Here is a 16591-nt window from a genome sequence, read left to right on the forward strand (position 1 = left end):
GCATTGTGCATGATAATGGTTTCTATTCAGTTTCAAGGGGCGGCGAGGGGCCGTCCTCCGTGTCCGCACGTCCATGCACGCCGACCTCTATACCGAACACCATGGCTGGATCGAATCCTGGCTGCGCCGCCAGATCGGCTGTGCCTGGGCCGCGCAGGACCTTTCGCACGACACCTTCGTGCAGGTGCTGAAGGCGCCGCGGCTGGAGCCCGGCGAACTGCGCGAGCCGCGGGCCTTCCTCGTCACGGTGGCGCGGCGCGTGCTCTACAACCACCGGCGCCGGCGCGACCTGGAACTGGCCTGGCTGGAGGCGCTCGCCGCGTTCGGCGATGCGCTGGCGCCGTCGGCCGAGGAGCGGGCGGCGGTGCTGGAGGCCCTGGCGCGCCTGGACGCGGTGCTGCAGGCGCTGCCGGCGCACGCGCGGCAGGTCTTCGTGCTCAGCCAGGTCGACGGGCTGAGCTACCCGTGCATCGGCAAGGAGCTGGGGCTGTCGGCCGTCACCGTGCGCCGCGCGATGAAGCAGGCGCTGGCCGCGCTGGTGGCCGCGTTCTGAGCGAGGGCCGCCGCCGATGCCGCCGCCAGCCGCCGATGATCCCGTACTCGATGCCGCCGTCGACTGGATGGTGCTGCTGCAGTCCGGCCAGGCCGGCGCCGAGGACCGGGCCCGGCTCGACGCCTGGTGCCGCGCCGATGCGCGCCATGCCCGGGCCTGGGAGCGGGTGCAGGGCGCGCTGCGGCGCAGCCTCGAACCGGTGCAGGCCGGCGCTGCGGCCCAGGCCGCGCGGGCTGCGCTGCTGCGCCCGCCGCGGCGCCGTCGCGTCGTCGGCGGCGCAGTCGCCTTCGCGGGCCTGGCCCTCGGCGCCGGCTGGATGGTGCGCGGCAGTGGCGCCGCCGCGGCGCTCTGGGCCGACCTGCGCACGGGCACCGGCGAGCGCCGCAACCTGCGGCTGGCCGACGGCAGCACGCTGCTGCTCGACGCCCGCTCGGCCGTCGATGTCGACTTCGGCCCCGTGGTGCGCGCCGTGCGGCTGCGCGCGGGCGCGCTGATCGCCGCCGCCGCGGCGGACGCGGCCCGCTCGTTCGTCGTGCAGACGGCCGAGGGCAGCGTGCGGGCGCTCGGCACCCGCTTCCTCGTGCGGCAGGAGGCCGGGCGCAGCGTGGCCCTGGTGCTCGAACACGCGGTGCAGCTGTTCACGGCGGCCGGCGCCCAGCGCCGGCTCGCGGCCTGGGAGCGCGGTGTGCACATCGCACGCCACCAGCCGCTCGGCGAGGTGGTCGACGCGCTGCGGCCCTACTGCGGGGGCTTCATCCGCGTCTCGCCGGCCGCGGCGCGGCTGCGCGTGCTCGGCGCCTTCCCGCTCGACGAGCCCGACCGCGCCATCGAATCGCTGGCGCAGACCCTGCCGATCCGTGTGAAGCGCTACGGGCGCTGGCTGCTCGTGATCGACGCGGCGCAGGAGGGCTGAGGTGGCCCACGACCTGCGCGACCACGCCGGGGGACGGCTCCGTCCGCATACCCCCACCTTTATGGTGTTGTGGCGATTGAATGAAGGGCGTAGCAGAGACATACCCCTGGCCTGTGAGGACGGCTGCCAGGGTTTGATCGCATTTTCCGTTTCGTTGCACATACGGGGAGAAACCCCTGTGTCCAACCCTTCGGAGCATGCCTTCATGGTTTTCCCCCGCACGCCATACAGCCCTTGCGGCCTCGCGGCGCTGGCCGCCGCCACCACCTTGTTCTCCTGCCTGCCGGCCGCCGCGCAGTCCGGTTCTGCCGCGCCGCAGGCGTCACCGCCGCCGCAGGCGCAGGCCCTGTACGACTAGTCGCTGCCCGCCGGCCCGCTGGACGCGACGCTGCTCCAGATCGCCGCACAGAGCGGCGAGGTCGTCTCGGCGCCGTCCGAACTGGTGCAGGGCCTGCCGGCACCTGCGGTCTCGGGCCGGCTCACGGCGCAGCAGGCCGTGCAGGCGGCGGTCGCGGGTCATCCGCTCGAACTCGTGCGCACGGCCAATGGCACGCTGAGCCTGCGGCTCCGCGCTGCGCAGCCCCAGGCCGCGGCCGGCGCGGGCGCGGGCGGCGCCAGCCTGGCCGAGGTGCGGGTCACCGCCGACGCGCAGGTGCAGGCGCTGCCCGAAGCGTATGCCGGCGGCCAGGTGGCCACCGGCGGGCGCGTGGGCCTGCTGGGCAACCGCGACTTCCTGGAAACGCCCTTCAACACCATCAGCTACACGCAGGAGTACATCCAGAACATCCAGGCGCAGGAGATCAGCCGCGTGATCGCGCTGACCGACCCGAGCGTGTTCAACAACGGCTCCACCGGCATGATCTCCGACAGCTTCACGCTGCGCGGCTTCAGCGTCGCCACGGGCGACGTGGGCTTCGGCGGGCTGTACGGCCTCATTCCCTACTGGCGCGTCACGCCTGAACTGGCAGAGCGCATCGAGGTGCTGAAGGGGCCGTCGGCGCTGCTCAACGGCATGCCACCGGGCGGCTCGGTGGGAGGCAGCATCAACCTCGTGCCCAAGCGCGCGGGCGAGGAGCCGCTCGCGCGCGTGACGGGCACCTATGCGAGCGACGCGCAGTTCGGCACCCACGTCGATCTGGGCCGGCGCTTCGGCGAGAAAAAGCAGTTCGGTCTGCGCTTCAACGGCGTTTACCGCGACGGCGACACGGCGGTGGATCACCAGTCCAGAAAGGCCACGCTCGCCGCGCTCGGGCTCGACTGGCGCACCGAGCGCGTGCGCATCTCCGCCGACCTCTACACCAGCGAGGATCACGTGGACGGGTTGAACCGCGGCGTGAGCCTGGCGTCGGGCCTGTCCGTGCCCCGCGCGCCCAAAGCCACCACGCTGCTGGCACCCGACTGGACTTTCAGCAACACCAAGGACGACGCCGTGGTGCTGCGCGGCGAGGTGGATATCACCCGCGCTGTGACCGCCTACGCCAGCGCGGGCCACGGTAAGACCGATTTCGACGCGCTCGCCAGTTCCACCTACACGGTCATCAACGCGGCAGGCGACTACCGCAACAACTTCTCGCACCAGCGCCTCGCCATCGACAAGGATTCCGCCGAAGCGGGCCTGCGCGCCAAGTTCCGCACGGGCGGAGTCGGCCACGAACTGGCGCTGACCGGCACCTACTACCACCACGACTACCTGTTCGGCTTCAAGACCAGCATCCTTTCGTCGGACTGGGTCACCAACATCTACAGCCCGGCGTGGGGCGCGGCCGTCGACCGCAGCTACAGCAGCGCATCCATTCCCAAGACGGCCGAACTGCGCACCACGAGCTACGGCATCGCCGATACGCTCTCGTTCGCGCAGAACCGCGCGCAACTGACGGTCGGCCTGCGTCGCCAGAACGTGACGAGCGACACCTGGAGCAACGGCGCGCGCACGGCCCGCTACGAGGCCAGCGCCACCACGCCCGCCGTGGCGCTGCTGGTGAAGGCGACTAACGCGGTCTCGGTCTACGGCAATTACATCGAGGGTCTGAGCCAGGGCTCCACCGCGCCGACCAGCGCCGCCAACGCGGGCGAGGTGTTCGCGCCCTACAAGACCAAGCAGAAGGAAATCGGCGTGAAGTACGACCACGGCGACTTCGCGGGCACGCTGGCGCTCTACCAGATCCAACGCCCGAGTTCCTACACCGATCCGACGAGCAACGTCTTTTCCTTCGGCGGCGAGCAGCGCAACCGGGGCGTGGAGTTCGGCTTCTTCGGCGAGCCCGTGCGCGGCACGCGGCTGCTCGGCGGCATCGCGTGGACCGAAGCCAGGCTCACCAAGACGCAAGGCGGCGTGAACCAGGGCCGCTACGCCACGGGTTTCCCCGAATGGCAAGGCAAACTCGGCGTGGAGTGGGACGTGCCCGCGGTGCAAGGTTTCACCCTCACGGCCAACGCCGTGGCGCTCTCCAGGCAATACATCAACGCCGACAACTCGCTGTGGGTACCGGGCCGCACGGTCTATGACCTGGGCGCGCGCTACGCAACCCGCGTGGCGAGCCGCCCGGTCACGTTGCGTGCGGCGGTGCAGAACGTGGCGAACAAGGCGTACTGGGCCAGCACGCTCACCAGCGGCCTGGGCGCGCCGCGCACGGTGATGCTGTCGGCGTCGGTGGATTTTTGAGCACGCCTGTTTTCTTTTCCTTTCATCAACCCAGGAGTCCATCCGTGAAAGCATCCTTCCGTCTCCTTGCCCTCGCCGCCGCGCTCGCCGCGTCGGCCGCCCAGGCCCACCAGATCTGGCTGGAGCAGCCCGCCGCGGGCCAGAACCCGGTGATCCGCTTCGGCGAGTTCGGCGAGAACCTGCGCGAGGCCTCGCCCGGCCTGCTCGACCGCTTCGGCCAGCCCACGGCCACGCTGCTGTCGTCCCGGGGCGAATCGCCGCTGGCCGTGACCAAGACCGCCGACGGCTTCCGGCTGGCCGGCAGGCCGGCGGCCGGCGAGAGCATCGTGGCCGAGGACGCGGCCTTCCCGCTGCGCAAGTTCAAGCAGGGCGACAAGGAGGTGACGAGCTGGTACCGTCCGGCCGCGCGCTTCGCCACGCGCCTGGACGCACAGCAGCCCCGGCTGGACTTCGACATCACGCCCACGGGCAAGCAGGGCGAATTCAGGGTCACATTCAAGGGCCAGCCGCTGCCCAAGGCCAAGGTGCAGGTCCTGGTGCAGTCCGGCTGGGCCAAGGAAGAGCATGCCGACGAGCAGGGCCTGGTGCACTTCGACCTGCCGTGGAAGGGCCAGTACGTGATCGAGGCCAGCCACATCGACCGCACGCCCGGCGAGCGCCAGGGTTCCAACGGTGCCGAGAAGTACGACGGCGTGAACTACGTGACCACGCTGACCTTCGTGAAGACCGGCGGCGCCGCGGCCATCGCCGCCGGCCCGGCGGCCAAGCCCAACCAATGACGGCCGCGCTGGCCCGGGCGCTGGGCGCGGCGCCCCTGGTCTCGCGCATCGTGGCCGCCGTGCTCGGCGGCTATGCGCTGGCCGCGCTCGCCAGCGTGGCCGCGGTGGCGCTGCCGATCGACCGCGCGCAGGCGGTGCTCGCCGGCATGCTCGCGAGCTTCGCCGTGTACGCGGGCGCGGTGGTCTGGGTGTTCGCCGTGCGCAGCGCGCGGCGCGCCTGGGCCGGCCTGCTGGTGGCCGCGCTGGTGCTGCTGGCGCCGGCGTGGTGGGTCTGGAGCGGAGGTGTGGCATGACGACGACGGACGAGACGGCCCCGAAGCAGAAAGCCCCGGCCAAGGCGCCGGGCATCCGGCAGACCATGTCGGACCTGCACACCTGGGCCGGCCTGCTGCTCGGCTGGCTGCTCTATGCGATGTTCCTCACCGGCACGGTGAGCTACTTCAAGGACGAGATCACGCAGTGGATGCGGCCGGAGCTGCCGCACCAGAGCGAGCGGCCCGACCCGGCGCAGGTGGCCGCGCGGGTGGCGGCCACGCTCGCGCGCATCGCGCCCGACAGCCCGCAGTGGAGCATCGGCCTGCCGTCGCAGCGCAGCACGGCGGCCTCGGCGTTCTGGCGCAGCCCCAAGGTGCCGGGGCGCCGCGGCTTCGAGACCGGCTACTTCAACCCCGCCACCGGCGAGCGGCTGGAGCAGGGCGCACGCGAGACGGTGGGCGGGGAGTTCTTCTACCGCTTCCACTTCAACTTCTACTACATGCCCGTGCTGTGGGGGCGCTGGCTGGCGGGCCTGTGCGCCATGTTCATGCTGGTGGCCATCGTCAGCGGCGTGATCACGCACAAGAAGATCTTCGCGGACTTCTTCACCTTCCGCTGGGGCAAGGGCCAGCGCTCGTGGCTCGACGCCCACAACGCGCTGTCGGTGTTCGGGCTGCCGTTCCATCTGATGATCACCTACAGCGGGCTGGTGACGCTGATGCTGATGTACATGCCCTGGGGCGGCGACGCGGCTTACAAGTCGCCGCAGGAGCGGCAGGCGCTCAATGCGCAGATGAGCGCCTTCGTGCCGCCCGGCAAGCCGCGCGGCGAGCGTGCCGCGCTGGTGCCGCTCGACGGCCTGGTGCGCCAGGCGCAGGCGCGCTGGGCCGGCGGCAGCGCGGGCCGTGTGCTGGTCAACAACCCGGGCGACGCGGCCGCGCGCGTGATGGTGGTGCGCGGCGAGGAGGCGCGGGTGACGACGAGCCCGCAGTTCCTGGTGTTCGAGGGCGCCACCGGCCGGCTGCTGCAGGCGCAGGACGCGGTGGGCGCGGCGGCCGAAACGCGCGGCGTGCTCTACGCGCTGCACCTGGGCCGCTTCGGCGATCTGCCCACGCGCTGGCTCTACTTCCTCACCAGCCTCGCGGGCACCGCGATGGTGGGCACCGGGCTGGTGATGTGGACGGTCAAACGCCGCAGCAGGCTGCCCGATCCGGCGCGGCCGTACTTCGGCTTCTGGCTGGTGGAGCGGCTCAACATCGCGGCGATCGCGGGCCTGTCGATCGGCATGGCGGCGATGCTCTGGGCCAACCGGCTGCTGCCGCTGGGCTTGGCGCAGCGCGCGGAGTGGGAGATCCACGCCATGTTCATCGCCTGGGGCGCGGCGCTGGTCTGGGCGCTGGCGCGGCCGGCCAGACGCGCCTGGGTGGAACTGCTGTGGGCCGGCGCGGCGGCCATCGGGCTGCTGCCGCTGCTCAACGCGCTGACCACCGAGCGCCACCTGCTCGCCAGCCTGCGCGCGGGCGACGGTGTGTTCGCCGGGCTGGAGCTGACCCTGCTGGCGCTGGCAGCGCTGCATGCGGTGCTGGCGGTGCGGGTGCAGCGCTACCAGCCCAAAGCCAGGCCCGCGCGGCGCGCGGACGCGGCGCAGCCGGCGCTGCAGACGCCGGCCGGGGAGGCTGTGCGATGACCGGCCACGTGGTCTGCCTGCTGCTGTCGCTGCCGGCCTTCGCCTGCCTTGCGCTGGCGATGGAGCGCCACCAGCAGGACGTGCTGGGCCGCGCGCTGGCTCCGGGCGCAACGCGCACGCTGCGCCTGGCCGGCTGGGCGCTGCTGGCCGCCTCGCTGGCCGTGGCGCTGGGGACGCCGGCCGGCGCCACCTGGTCGCTGGGCCTGGTCGCCTGGTTCGGCCACATCGCGGCGGCCGCCGCGGTGGTGCTGCTCGCGCTGGTGGTCAACGCGCGCCGCAAGGCGCGGCCGTCGTAGTGCGGCGGTCCATTCGTTCGTCCGTCCGTGCCGGCCGGTCACAATAACGGGTTTCCCGCCCGCGACGACCGGCCCATGCAGACCCGCTTCATCCTCATCGAGACCAGCCATGCCGGCAACGTGGGCGCCGCGGCGCGGGCCATCCGCACCATGGGTTTCGACGACCTCGTGCTCGTCGCGCCGCGCTGGGACAACGTGCTGCGCCGCGAAGAGACCATCCAGCGCGCCAGCGGCGCGCTCGACGTGCTGCGCCGCGCCCGCATCGTCGCCACGCTCGACGAGGCGCTCGACGGTGTGACCCATCTCTGCGCCACCGCGATGGTGGCGCGCGACTTCGGGCCGCCCACGCGCACGCCGCGCGCGCACTGCGAGGCGCTGGCCGCGGCCGGCGCCGGGCAGCACGTCGCCTTCCTCTTCGGCTCCGAGCGCTACGGCATGCGCAACGAGGATGTCTACCGCTGCCACGCGGCGCTCTCCATTCCCGCCGCGCCGGACTTCGGCTCGCTCAACCTGGGCGCCGCGGTGCAGCTGATCGCCTACGAATGGCGCCAGGCCCTGGGCGGCTTCGCCGATGCGCCGGCACCGCGGGCCGCCGGCGTGCCCGAATCCGCCGCGGCCGACGGCCAGGCGATCGCCGGCATGCTGGAGCACTGGGAACGTTCGCTGGTGCAGATCGGCTTCCTCGACCCGGCTGCGCCCAAGAAGCTGATGCCGCGGCTGCGCCAGCTGTTCAACCGCGCCCGGCCGACCGAGGAAGCAATCCACATTCTGCGCGGCATCGCGCGCGCGATGGCCGAGCCCCGGCCGCCGCGCTGATCACCACCATCCCACCGCAAAGCCTGTGCCCCAATGGACGTGACCCAAGCCCTGCAAGCCCGCCATTCGGTGCGCGCCTTCCTGCCCGACGCCGTCGATGCGGCCACCGTGCGCATGCTGCTGGAAGGCGCCGCCCGCGCCGCCTCGGGCGGCAACCTCCAGCCCTGGCGCGTGGTCGCGCTCGCCGGTCCGGCGCTGGCCGCTGCGCTCGACGCCGTGGCCCGGGCCGAAGGCCAGGACCCGGGCGGCGCCGGCGCCTCGTACCCGCCCAACCTGTGGGAGCCCTACCGCACGCGCCGCTTCGCCAACGGCGAGGACCTGTACCGCAGCATCGGCATCCCGCGCGAGGACAAGCCCGCCCGGCTCGCGCAGCTCTCACGCAATGCCGTGTTCTTCGGCGCGCCGGTCGGCATCTTCGTCTGCGTGGACGAACGCATGGGCCTGGCGCAGTGGCTGGACCTGGGCGCCTACCTGCAGTCGCTGATGCTGCTGGCCGTGGAGCACGGCCTGGGTACCTGCGCCCAGGGCTTCTGGCGCCGCTACGGATCGACGCTCGCCGCGCACCTGGCGTTGCCCGGGCCCTACCGCGTGGCCTTCGGCGTGGCGCTCGGCCGCGAGGACACCGAAGCGCCGGTCAACGCCATGCGGGCCAGCCGCGCGCCGTTCGCCGAATGGGGCGAGCTGCGCGGCTTCTAGCGCCGGGCCGACTTCGGCCGGAACGCCTTGCAGACCGCGTCGTCGGTGACCAGGTACGGCCCGCCGATCAGGTCGATGCAGTAGGGCACGGCCGCGAAGATGCCGGGCACGCGCGGGCTGCCGTCGTCGGCCTTCAATCCTTCCAGCGTCTCGGCGATCGCCTTGGGCTGGCCCGGCAGGTTGATGATGAGGCTCTTGCCGCGCACCACGGCTACCTGGCGCGACAGGATGGACGTGGGCACGAAGGCCAGGCCGATCTGGCGCATCTGCTCGCCGAAGCCCGGCAGCTCCTTGTCCCCCACGGCGACCGTGGCCTCGGGCGTGACGTCGCGCGGCGCCGGGCCGGTGCCGCCGGTGGTGAGGATCAGCGAGCAGCCGGCGTCGGCCAGTTCGACCAGTGCGGCGCTGATCGCGGCCTGCTCGTCGGGAATCAGGCGGGCGTCGAACGTGACCGGGTTGCGCAGCGCGCGGCCCAGCCAGTCGCGCAGCGCGGGCAGGCCCTTGTCCTCGTAGACGCCCGAGGACGCGCGGTCGCTGACCGAGACAATGCCCACGCGTACGGGCTCGAAGGCCGTCTCAGGCATGGCCTTCGTCCCCGATGGCATCCTCGCCGCCCAGGTGCCCGCGCACCAGCTGGAAGATATCGCGGTAGGCGCGGCCGTGGCGCGGGGCCTCGCCCGGCTTCTCGGGTACGGCGTCCTTGCGGGCCTGGCGCACCAGGGCGCGCAGCTGCTGGATGTCGGTGTCCGGATGGTCGGCCAGCCATTGGGCCAGCGCGCCGTCGTCGGCGACCAGGCGCGCACGCCACTGCTCGGCCGTGTGCAGCGCGAGCTTCTCGGTGGCCGAGCCCTTGTGCTGCTCGTCGAGCGCGGCGCGGATGGCCTCGACGGTCTCGGCATCGAGCAGGCGCATGAGCTTGCCGACGTACTGCTGCTGGCGGCGCCGGCCTTCGAAATTCGTGATGCGGTGCAGCTCGTCGAGCGCAATGGTGAGCCGCTCGGGCAGGTCAAGGCGCGCGGCCAGGTCGGCGCGCAACGTGAGCAGGTCTTCGCCGAGCTTCTGCAGCCCGGCGCTCTCGCGCTTGAGGTCGGTCTTGCTCGCGGTGTCGGAGCCCTTGAGCTCGCGCTTGAGCTGTTCGTCGAGTTCGCTGCCTTCGGCGACGAACTTCCCGCGAACGTAATAGCCTTTGGTGATCTTGCGAGACATGGGGGATGGGGTGCAGAGGCAGGGGCGCCGTGGGCGCCGGGCGAATATGATAGCTGCCAGCATGAATACTCCCCGTACCGCCGCCCCCGCCGCCCGCGCGGACCAGCCCCTGCCAGGGTTCAGCTACAGCCGCGCCTTCTTCGAGGAACTGGTCGACGCCGCGATCGCCCACGGCAAGAAGATCGGCGCCACCGACGTGGCCGCCGAGGCCTCCGAAGGCTCGGGCCTGTCGGTCAGCGTGAGGAAGGGCTCGCTCGAGAATGTGGAGCGCAACCGCGACAAGTCGCTCGGCGTGACGGTCTACGTCGGCCAGCGCCGCGGCAACGCGCGCACGTCGGACTTCTCCGCGGCCGCAATCCGCCAGACTGTGCAGGCCGCCTACGACATCGCCCGCTTCACCGCCGAGGACCCGGTGGCCGGCCTGCCCGACGAGGCCGACATCGCCACCGGAGCCGCCCGCGACCTCGACCTGTTCCACCCCTGGCCGATCACGAGCGAGGAAGCCGCGCGCATCGCGCTCGAATGCGAGGCCGCGGCGCTGTCGACCAGCCGGCGCATCGCCAACAGCGAGGGCGCGGGCGTGTCGGCGCAGCAGTCGCATTTCTTCACCGCGCACACGCACGGCTTCCGCGGCGGCTATGCGAGTTCGCGCCACAGCCTGTCGGTCGCGCCGATCGCCAAGCTGCCGGGCCGGGGCGGCGACATGCAGCGCGATGCCTGGTACACCTCGCAGCGTGATGCGCGCGAGCTGGCCGCGCCGGCCGCCGTGGGCCGCTATGCGGCCGAGCGTGCGCTGTCGCGCCTGGGCGCGCGCAAGATCCCGACCACGCAGTGCCCGGTGCTGTTCGAATCGACGCTGGCCGCCGGACTGCTCGGCGCCTACGTGCAGGCCACCAGCGGCGGCGCGCTGTACCGGCGCAGCACCTTCCTGCTCGATGCGCTCGGCAAGCGCATCTTTCCGAAGCACATCGACATCCACGAGGACCCGTTCGTGCCGCGCGGCAAGGGCAGCTCGCCGTTCGACGAGGAAGGCGTGCGCACTGCGGCGCGCAAGGTGGTGTCGGCCGGCAAGGTGCAGGGCTATTTCCTGTCGACCTACTCGGCCCGCAAGCTCGGCCTGCGGACGACCGGCAACGCCGGCGGCTCGCACAACCTGGCGCTGACCTCGCGGCTGACCCGGCCCGGCGACGACCTCGACGCGATGCTCGGGAAGCTCGGCACCGGCCTGTTCGTCATCGAGTTGATGGGCCAGGGCGTGAACTACGTGACCGGCGACTACTCGCGCGGCGCGAGCGGCTTCTGGGTCGAGAACGGCGAGATCGCCTTCCCGGTGCAGGAGATCACCATCGCCGGCAACCTCCGGGTCATGTTCCAGGGCATCGAGGCGGTGGGAGCCGACGCCTACAACTACGGCGCCAAGACGGTCGGCTCGGTGCTGGTCAACCGGATGAAGGTCGCCGGCTCCGGCGGCTGATACCCCAGGGGGGAGGTGGTCAGAGCGGGGAGAATTCGCCCGCTACCGGCCTATACCCCGCCCGTTTTTAAAAACCTTGTCAGGAGCCGCGGTCCGGCCTCTGCGCTCGGTGCTGCTCGTCGTGCTGCTGCTGCTGCGGCGGCGGCGGCCGCTGGGCGCGCTGCTGCTCCTGCTGGGCCCGGAACTGTTCGCGCTGCTGGTGCTGCTGTTCCTGCTGCGCGCGGAACTGCTCCCGCTGCGCCCGCTGCTGGTCCTGCTGGGCCCGCATCTGGTCGCGCTGCTGGCGCTGTTGTTCGAACTGCTGGCGCTGCTGCTCCCGCAATTGCCGCTGCTGTTCGCCCTGCTGGCGCTGCTGTTCGCGGCTCTGCCGTTGCTGCTCGCCCTGGGCGCGGCGCTGGCGTTCGGCCTGCTCGGCGAACTGGCGCTCGCGCACCGCACGGTCGGCCTGCGTGCGTTCCTGCTGGTCGCGCTGCACGCGCCATTCCTGGGCGCGGCGGTCGTTGTCGTGCTGGCGCTGCAGGTCGATGCGCTGCTGCTCCATGCGCTCGCGGGCCTGGCGTTGCGGGTCGCGGTCGCGCTGCTGGGTGTCGAGGAAGCCGCGGCGCTCCGGCTGCTGCTGCCAGCGGGCCGGCTGCGGACCGCGGTCCTCGTGCCAGGCCGAGATGGCCTGGGGCTCGCGGGCGAAGCGCGGCTGCGCCTGCGGCGCCGGGCGCGGCCCGTTCCAGCGGTTCACGTTGTCGAGGTACTGGGCGCTGGCGCGCCAGCCGGGCCGCCAGGCCTCTCCGGGCGCCAGCGGATACCAGCGCTCGGCCGGGCGGCCGGCGCCGTTGCCGCGCGGCCCCGGGGCCACGCTGCCGATGAAGCCGGCCAGCGCCGGCGCATAGGCCGGTCGGGCCACGCGCGGCCCGGGCACCCAGCCCCAGCGGCTGCCGACCTGGGTCCAGCGGCCGTAGTGGAACGGCGCGAAGCCCCAGGGCGCGTCGTCCACCCAGGTCCAGCCCCAAGGGTCGATCCAGCGCCATTGGCCGTAGCGGTAGGGCGCCCAGTCGGCGATGGTCACGCGCGGGAACCAGATGTTGCCGTAGGTCGGGTCGGACGACCAGTCGCCGTACGCGTCGAGCTGCTGGTAGCCGATGATCTCGGGCGAGACGTAGCGGCCCGAGATCGACTGGGCTTCGGCTCGGTCGCGGGCGTCGGCCCACTGGTCGAAGCCGTCGCGCACCGCCGGCCCGCGCTGCTGCACCGCCAGGCCGCGCGCGGTATAGACGGCCTGCTGGCCGGCCGCGAGCGGCTGGGCCTGGCCGCCGTCGCCGTAGACGGTGCCTGAGCCTTCGAGCAGCGCGACGCGGGTGGTGCCGCTGGCCGGATCGACAGCGAAGCGGTAGTCGCCGGGCTGGGCGGCGACGAAGGCGAGGTTGGGCGTGCCGACCTCGTAGCGCTCGCCGGGATAGATGGCGCGGATGCGCAGCGCGAGCGCGCCTTCGGTGAGTTGGAGGCGGGTGGTGCGGTCGTCCAGTGCGTCCAGCCCCAGGCGCGCGGGGCCTTGCAGCCGGATGGCGGTCGAGCCGCTGTGCAGTTCGGCCCGGGCGCCGGGCGCGGCGCTGAACTGGTCGCCGGTGGTGAGCGGCCGGTTGAACTCGGCGCGCAGCCATTCGGTGCCGCCGGCCGGCGCGTAGCCGGCGTCGCCCTCCAGGTGGCTCAGCCGGGCGACCCGGCCCGGCGGCTCGGCGGCCGACGCCGCGGTAGCGCCGAGGCCCAGCCCGAGGACGAGCGCCAGCAGGGCGGGCCAGTGGCGGGGCGAAAGAATGCTTCTTCGGCGGTGGGGCAGCAGGCGCATGGCGGTCTCCTGGTTCGGCGGCACGTTCGGCGTTCTCTCCCTGTCGTAACGCGCGAACCCGCCGGAAAGTCCCACCATCCTGGCCCGGCGGACGGACCAGTTTGCAACCAACTGCTGCCGCGGCGCCGGGTCAGCCGGCCAGCGCGGCCTTCACGGCGGCCGACACCTGGCCCATGTCGGCCTTGCCGGCCAGGCGGGCCTTGGCCGCGCCCATGACCTTGCCCATGTCGCCGGGGCCGGCGGCGCCGAGTTCGGCCACGATGGCGTGCACTTCGGCGGCAATGGCGTCGGCATCCAGGCGCTCGGGCAGGTAGACGGCGAGCACGGCGGCCTCGGCCTTCTCCTTGTCGGCCAGGTCGGTGCGGCCGGCCTGCTCGAAGGCGGCGACCGAGTCCTTGCGCTGCTTGAGGAGCCTGTCGATCACGGCGACGACGGCGGCGGCGTCGAGTTCGATGCGTTCGTCCACTTCCTTCTGCTTGAGCGCGGCCAGCAGCAGGCGGATGGTGCCCAGGCGCTCGCTGTCCTTGGCGCGCATGGCGCTCTTCATGTCGTCGGTGATACGGCCCTTGAGCTGGGACATGTCGGTTCTCCGTGATGAATGCAGAAAAAGGAAGGCAGAAACAACAAACCCGCGCCAGGCGTCCCGGGCGCGGGTTGCTGCGTCGGCTCCCGAGAGGGGCGGCCAGGCGCGGTATCAGTACAGCTTCTTGGGGAGCTGCTGGCTGCGCACGCGCTTGTAGTGGCGCTTGACGGCGGCTGCCTTCTTGCGCTTGCGCTCGGCCGTGGGCTTCTCGTAGAACTCACGGGCACGCAGGTCGGTCAGCAGGCCGAGCTTTTCGATGGTGCGCTTGAAGCGGCGCAGGGCCACGTCGAAAGGCTCGTTTTCTTTTACGCGAATGGTCGTCATGACGGTTTGGATGTTTCCCAATATGGTGCAGACCCACCACCCACGGGAAGATCGGGCCCCTGGGGTGCGGTGCTTGCGCAGTCTGCGGTGTTCCCCGGCTTGTAGTGTGATCAGGCCGCCGGGGGTTTGCCAGCAAAGCCGGACATTATAGCCGGTCGCCCGGGCCCGGCAAGCCGAGGCCGGCGCCCGCCGGGACAGCCGACTAACGATATGCAGCAATCGCAGTTCACGCGGGCGGGCAAGTTTGCGACAGTCCGGCTCCAGCGCGACACATCAGCTGTTGCCCCCGACACATAACGACAACCTGCCGCTTTCGCACCATGTTCCGCCGCTCCCGCCGCCTCGCCACCCTGTCGCTGATCGCCGCCGCCACCCTTGGCGCCACGGGCGTGCAGGCCCAGGACAAGACCACCATCAAGGTCGGCATCTCGGTGGGCAGCGCCGAGAAGATCTGGGAGGTGGTCAAGCCGGTCGCCGCCAAAAACGGCCTGACCGTCCAGCTCGTCACCTTCAACGACTACCAGCTGCCCAACGCGGCGCTGAACGCCGGCGACATCGACGCCAACGCCTTCCAGCACAAGCCCTTTCTCGACGGGCAGATCAAGGCACGCGGCTTCGACATCGTGCCCGTCGGCCTGACCGTCACCGCGCCGCTGGGCATCTATTCGAAGAAATACAAGTCGCTCGACGCGCTGCCCGAAGGCGCCTCGGTCGGTATCCAGAACGACCCGTCCAACGGCAACCGCGCGCTGCTGCTGTTGCAGAGCTACAAGCTCATCACGCTCAAGCCCGAGGCCGTGAAGAACAACAACGCGACGCCGCTTGACGTCGTGGCCAACCCCCGGAGGATCAAGCTCGTGCCGCTCGACGCGGCGCTGCTGCCGCGTTCGCTGGACGATCTCGACGCAGCATCGATCAACAACGACTACGCGGAGAAATCGGGCTTGTCGTTCGTGCGCGATGCGATCGCCAAGGAAGCGCCCGACGGCCCTTATGCGAACCTGATTGCCGTGAAGACCGCGAGCAAGGACAAGCCCTGGGTGAAGAAGCTGGTAGCGGCCTACCAGTCGCCCGAGGTCAAGGCTTACATCGAGAAGGAGTTCAAGGGGAGCCTGATCCCCGCCTTCTGATGGACACGTTTGGTTGAGGTGAGATGCGGTCCGGCCCTGCCGGACTTTTCGGGCGGTGGAAAGTGCGAACTTTCCCCGCCTGTTTTTATTTCCGAGTCTACTTTCCGAGTGCGTCGGCCATCGCCTGCGCACAGGCGTGGCCGCTGGACCAGGCCCACTGGAAATTGTAGCCGCCGAGCCAGCCGGTCACGTCCACCACCTCGCCGATGAAGTGCAGGCCGGGCTGGCGCCTGGCCTCCAGCGTCTGCGACGACAGCTCCTTGGTGTCCACGCCGCCCAGCGTGACCTCGGCCTTGCGGTAGCCCTCGGTGCCCACGGGCGTGATCTCCCAGCGGGCGATGCGCTCGGCCAGCTGGGCCAGCGCCTTGTCGGCCGCTTCATTGACCGGCCGCTGCCAGGCCGGGTTCTGCTGCACCCAGGCGTCGGCCAGGCGCTGCGGCACCCACGCGGCGAGCGTGTTGGCCACGAGGCGCTGCGACGTGGACTTGGCACGGGCGAGTTCGCCGGTCAGGTCGATGCCCGGCGCCAAGTTCAGCCGCAGCGGCTGGCCGGGCTTCCAGAAGCTGGAGATCTGCAGCACCGCCGGGCCCGACAGGCCGCGGTGGATGAACAGCAGGTCTTCCGAGAAGCGCATGCGCGCCTTGCCGCTGCCGGTCTCGATCTCCACCGGCAGCGCCAGACCGGCCAGGCCGCCGTAGAGCGTCCACGCGGCGCCGTCGAAGGTCATCGGCACGAGGCCCGGCTGGCGCTCGACCAGCTTCAGGCCGAACTGCGCGGCGATCCGGTAGCCGAAGTCGGTCGCGCCGATCGCGGGGATCGACAGGCCGCCGGTCGCGATGACGAGGCGGGGCGCACGCACCGTGCCGCGGTCGGTGGCGATCTCGTAGCCCGTGCCGTCCGAATAGCGCACCGCCTGTACCGCGCAGGGCTGCCAGCGCGAAACGTTGCCGGCCGCGCATTCGGCCAGCAGCATGGCGATGAGGTCCTCGGCCGAGCGGTCGCAGAACAACTGGCCCTTGTGCTTCTCGTGGAAGGCGATGCCGTGGCGATGCACCAGCGCGATGAAGTCGCGCGCGCCGTAGCGGGCCAGCGCGCTGCGGCAGAACGCCGGGTTGGCGCCGGTGAACTGGGCAGGGGTCGCGTCGCGGTTGGTGAAGTTGCAGCGGCCGCCGCCGGAGATGCGCACCTTCTCGGCCACCTTGGCCGCATGGTCGATCACCAGCACCCGCAGGCCGCGCTGGCCGGCCACGCCGGCGCAGAACAGGCCGGCCGCGCCGGCGCCGATGATCACGGCGTCGAAAGTCGTTGTGGGGTCTTCCTGCATGGAGCGGGAGAATAGCGGCTGTGCCACCGCCCCCCGATTCCCCAGTGCCCAGGCTG

18 protein-coding genes are annotated in these 16591 nt (G+C 71.5%); 12 read left to right on the top strand and 6 right to left on the bottom strand.

The genetic code is table 11. The annotated features are described in order from the left end of the window. Positions 1-73 precede the first annotated feature (73 nt). The 10 genes from GAK38_RS03335 to GAK38_RS03380 all read left to right on the top strand — a co-directional run bounded on the left by GAK38_RS03335 (position 74) and on the right by GAK38_RS03380 (position 8657). Positions 74-553, top strand: a complete 480-nt coding sequence (locus GAK38_RS03335) for a sigma-70 family RNA polymerase sigma factor (RefSeq protein WP_325341426.1) — start codon at positions 74-76, stop codon at positions 551-553. A 16-nt stretch (positions 554-569) separates the two neighbouring features. After that, positions 570-1466 carry a FecR domain-containing protein gene (locus tag GAK38_RS03340; RefSeq protein WP_325341427.1) on the top strand — a complete coding sequence of 299 codons (897 nt, stop codon included), beginning with the start codon at positions 570-572 and terminating at the stop codon, positions 1464-1466. A 1-nt stretch (position 1467) separates the two neighbouring features. After that, positions 1468-1824: a hypothetical protein gene (locus tag GAK38_RS03345; protein ID WP_325341429.1), complete on the top strand. Its 357-nt coding sequence runs from the start codon at positions 1468-1470 to the stop codon at positions 1822-1824. 84 nt (positions 1825-1908) lie between these two features. Next, entirely contained in the window at positions 1909-4128 is a 2220-nt protein-coding gene (locus GAK38_RS03350; RefSeq protein ID WP_325341430.1) for a TonB-dependent receptor, read from the top strand. A gap of 44 nt (positions 4129-4172) precedes the next feature. Continuing rightward, entirely contained in the window at positions 4173-4907 is a 735-nt protein-coding gene (locus GAK38_RS03355; RefSeq protein ID WP_325341432.1) for a DUF4198 domain-containing protein, read from the top strand. Next, positions 4904-5200, top strand: a complete 297-nt coding sequence (locus GAK38_RS03360; RefSeq protein ID WP_325341434.1) for a DUF3649 domain-containing protein — start codon at positions 4904-4906, stop codon at positions 5198-5200. The genes GAK38_RS03355 and GAK38_RS03360 overlap by 4 nt, the downstream gene beginning before the upstream one ends. Next, entirely contained in the window at positions 5197-6849 is a 1653-nt protein-coding gene (locus tag GAK38_RS03365) for a PepSY-associated TM helix domain-containing protein (RefSeq protein WP_325341436.1), read from the top strand. Before GAK38_RS03360 ends, GAK38_RS03365 begins: the two co-directional genes overlap by 4 nt. Continuing rightward, entirely contained in the window at positions 6846-7145 is a 300-nt protein-coding gene (locus GAK38_RS03370) for a DUF3325 family protein (protein ID WP_325341438.1), read from the top strand. Before GAK38_RS03365 ends, GAK38_RS03370 begins: the two co-directional genes overlap by 4 nt. A 75-nt stretch (positions 7146-7220) precedes the next feature. Continuing rightward, positions 7221-7961, top strand: a complete 741-nt coding sequence (locus GAK38_RS03375; protein WP_325341439.1) for an RNA methyltransferase — start codon at positions 7221-7223, stop codon at positions 7959-7961. A gap of 33 nt (positions 7962-7994) precedes the next feature. Beyond that, a complete protein-coding gene (locus GAK38_RS03380) occupies positions 7995-8657 on the top strand; it encodes a nitroreductase (RefSeq protein ID WP_325341440.1) in 663 nt (220 codons plus the stop codon). On the opposite strand, the gene mog is transcribed toward GAK38_RS03380, so the two are convergent. After that, entirely contained in the window at positions 8654-9241 is a 588-nt protein-coding gene (gene mog / locus GAK38_RS03385; protein ID WP_325341442.1) for a molybdopterin adenylyltransferase, read from the bottom strand. The genes GAK38_RS03380 and mog overlap by 4 nt on opposite strands. Continuing rightward, the gene (gene yjgA, locus GAK38_RS03390) at positions 9234-9863 is read right to left on the bottom strand and encodes a ribosome biogenesis factor YjgA (RefSeq protein ID WP_325341443.1); all 630 of its coding nucleotides are present in this window, start codon (positions 9861-9863) and stop codon (positions 9234-9236) included. The genes mog and yjgA overlap by 8 nt, the downstream gene beginning before the upstream one ends. Positions 9864-9924: 61 nt before the next feature. Here yjgA and pmbA point away from each other — a divergent pair, with 61 nt between their 5' ends. After that, positions 9925-11337: a metalloprotease PmbA gene (gene pmbA / locus GAK38_RS03395; RefSeq protein ID WP_325341444.1), complete on the top strand. Its 1413-nt coding sequence runs from the start codon at positions 9925-9927 to the stop codon at positions 11335-11337. 79 nt (positions 11338-11416) lie between these two features. Here pmbA and GAK38_RS03400 read toward each other — a convergent pair whose 3' ends face one another. The 3 genes from GAK38_RS03400 to rpsU all read right to left on the bottom strand — a co-directional run bounded on the left by GAK38_RS03400 (position 11417) and on the right by rpsU (position 14081). After that, entirely contained in the window at positions 11417-13174 is a 1758-nt protein-coding gene (locus GAK38_RS03400) for a DUF6600 domain-containing protein (protein ID WP_325341445.1), read from the bottom strand. Positions 13175-13304: 130 nt separating this feature from the next. Next, the gene (locus tag GAK38_RS03405; RefSeq protein WP_325341446.1) at positions 13305-13754 is read right to left on the bottom strand and encodes a GatB/YqeY domain-containing protein; all 450 of its coding nucleotides are present in this window, start codon (positions 13752-13754) and stop codon (positions 13305-13307) included. Positions 13755-13868: 114 nt separating this feature from the next. Continuing rightward, a complete protein-coding gene (gene rpsU, locus GAK38_RS03410; RefSeq protein WP_180549300.1) occupies positions 13869-14081 on the bottom strand; it encodes a 30S ribosomal protein S21 in 213 nt (70 codons plus the stop codon). A gap of 320 nt (positions 14082-14401) precedes the next feature. On the opposite strand from rpsU, the gene GAK38_RS03415 reads away from it, so the two are divergent. Next, positions 14402-15211: a MetQ/NlpA family ABC transporter substrate-binding protein gene (locus GAK38_RS03415; protein ID WP_325341447.1), complete on the top strand. Its 810-nt coding sequence runs from the start codon at positions 14402-14404 to the stop codon at positions 15209-15211. 97 nt (positions 15212-15308) lie between these two features. On the opposite strand, the gene GAK38_RS03420 is transcribed toward GAK38_RS03415, so the two are convergent. After that, entirely contained in the window at positions 15309-16535 is a 1227-nt protein-coding gene (locus GAK38_RS03420) for an NAD(P)/FAD-dependent oxidoreductase (RefSeq protein ID WP_325341449.1), read from the bottom strand. Positions 16536-16591: the final 56 nt, after the last annotated feature.

Source organism: Xylophilus sp. (assembly GCA_009914555.1).
Lineage (GTDB): Bacteria > Pseudomonadota > Gammaproteobacteria > Burkholderiales > Burkholderiaceae_C > WNDY01.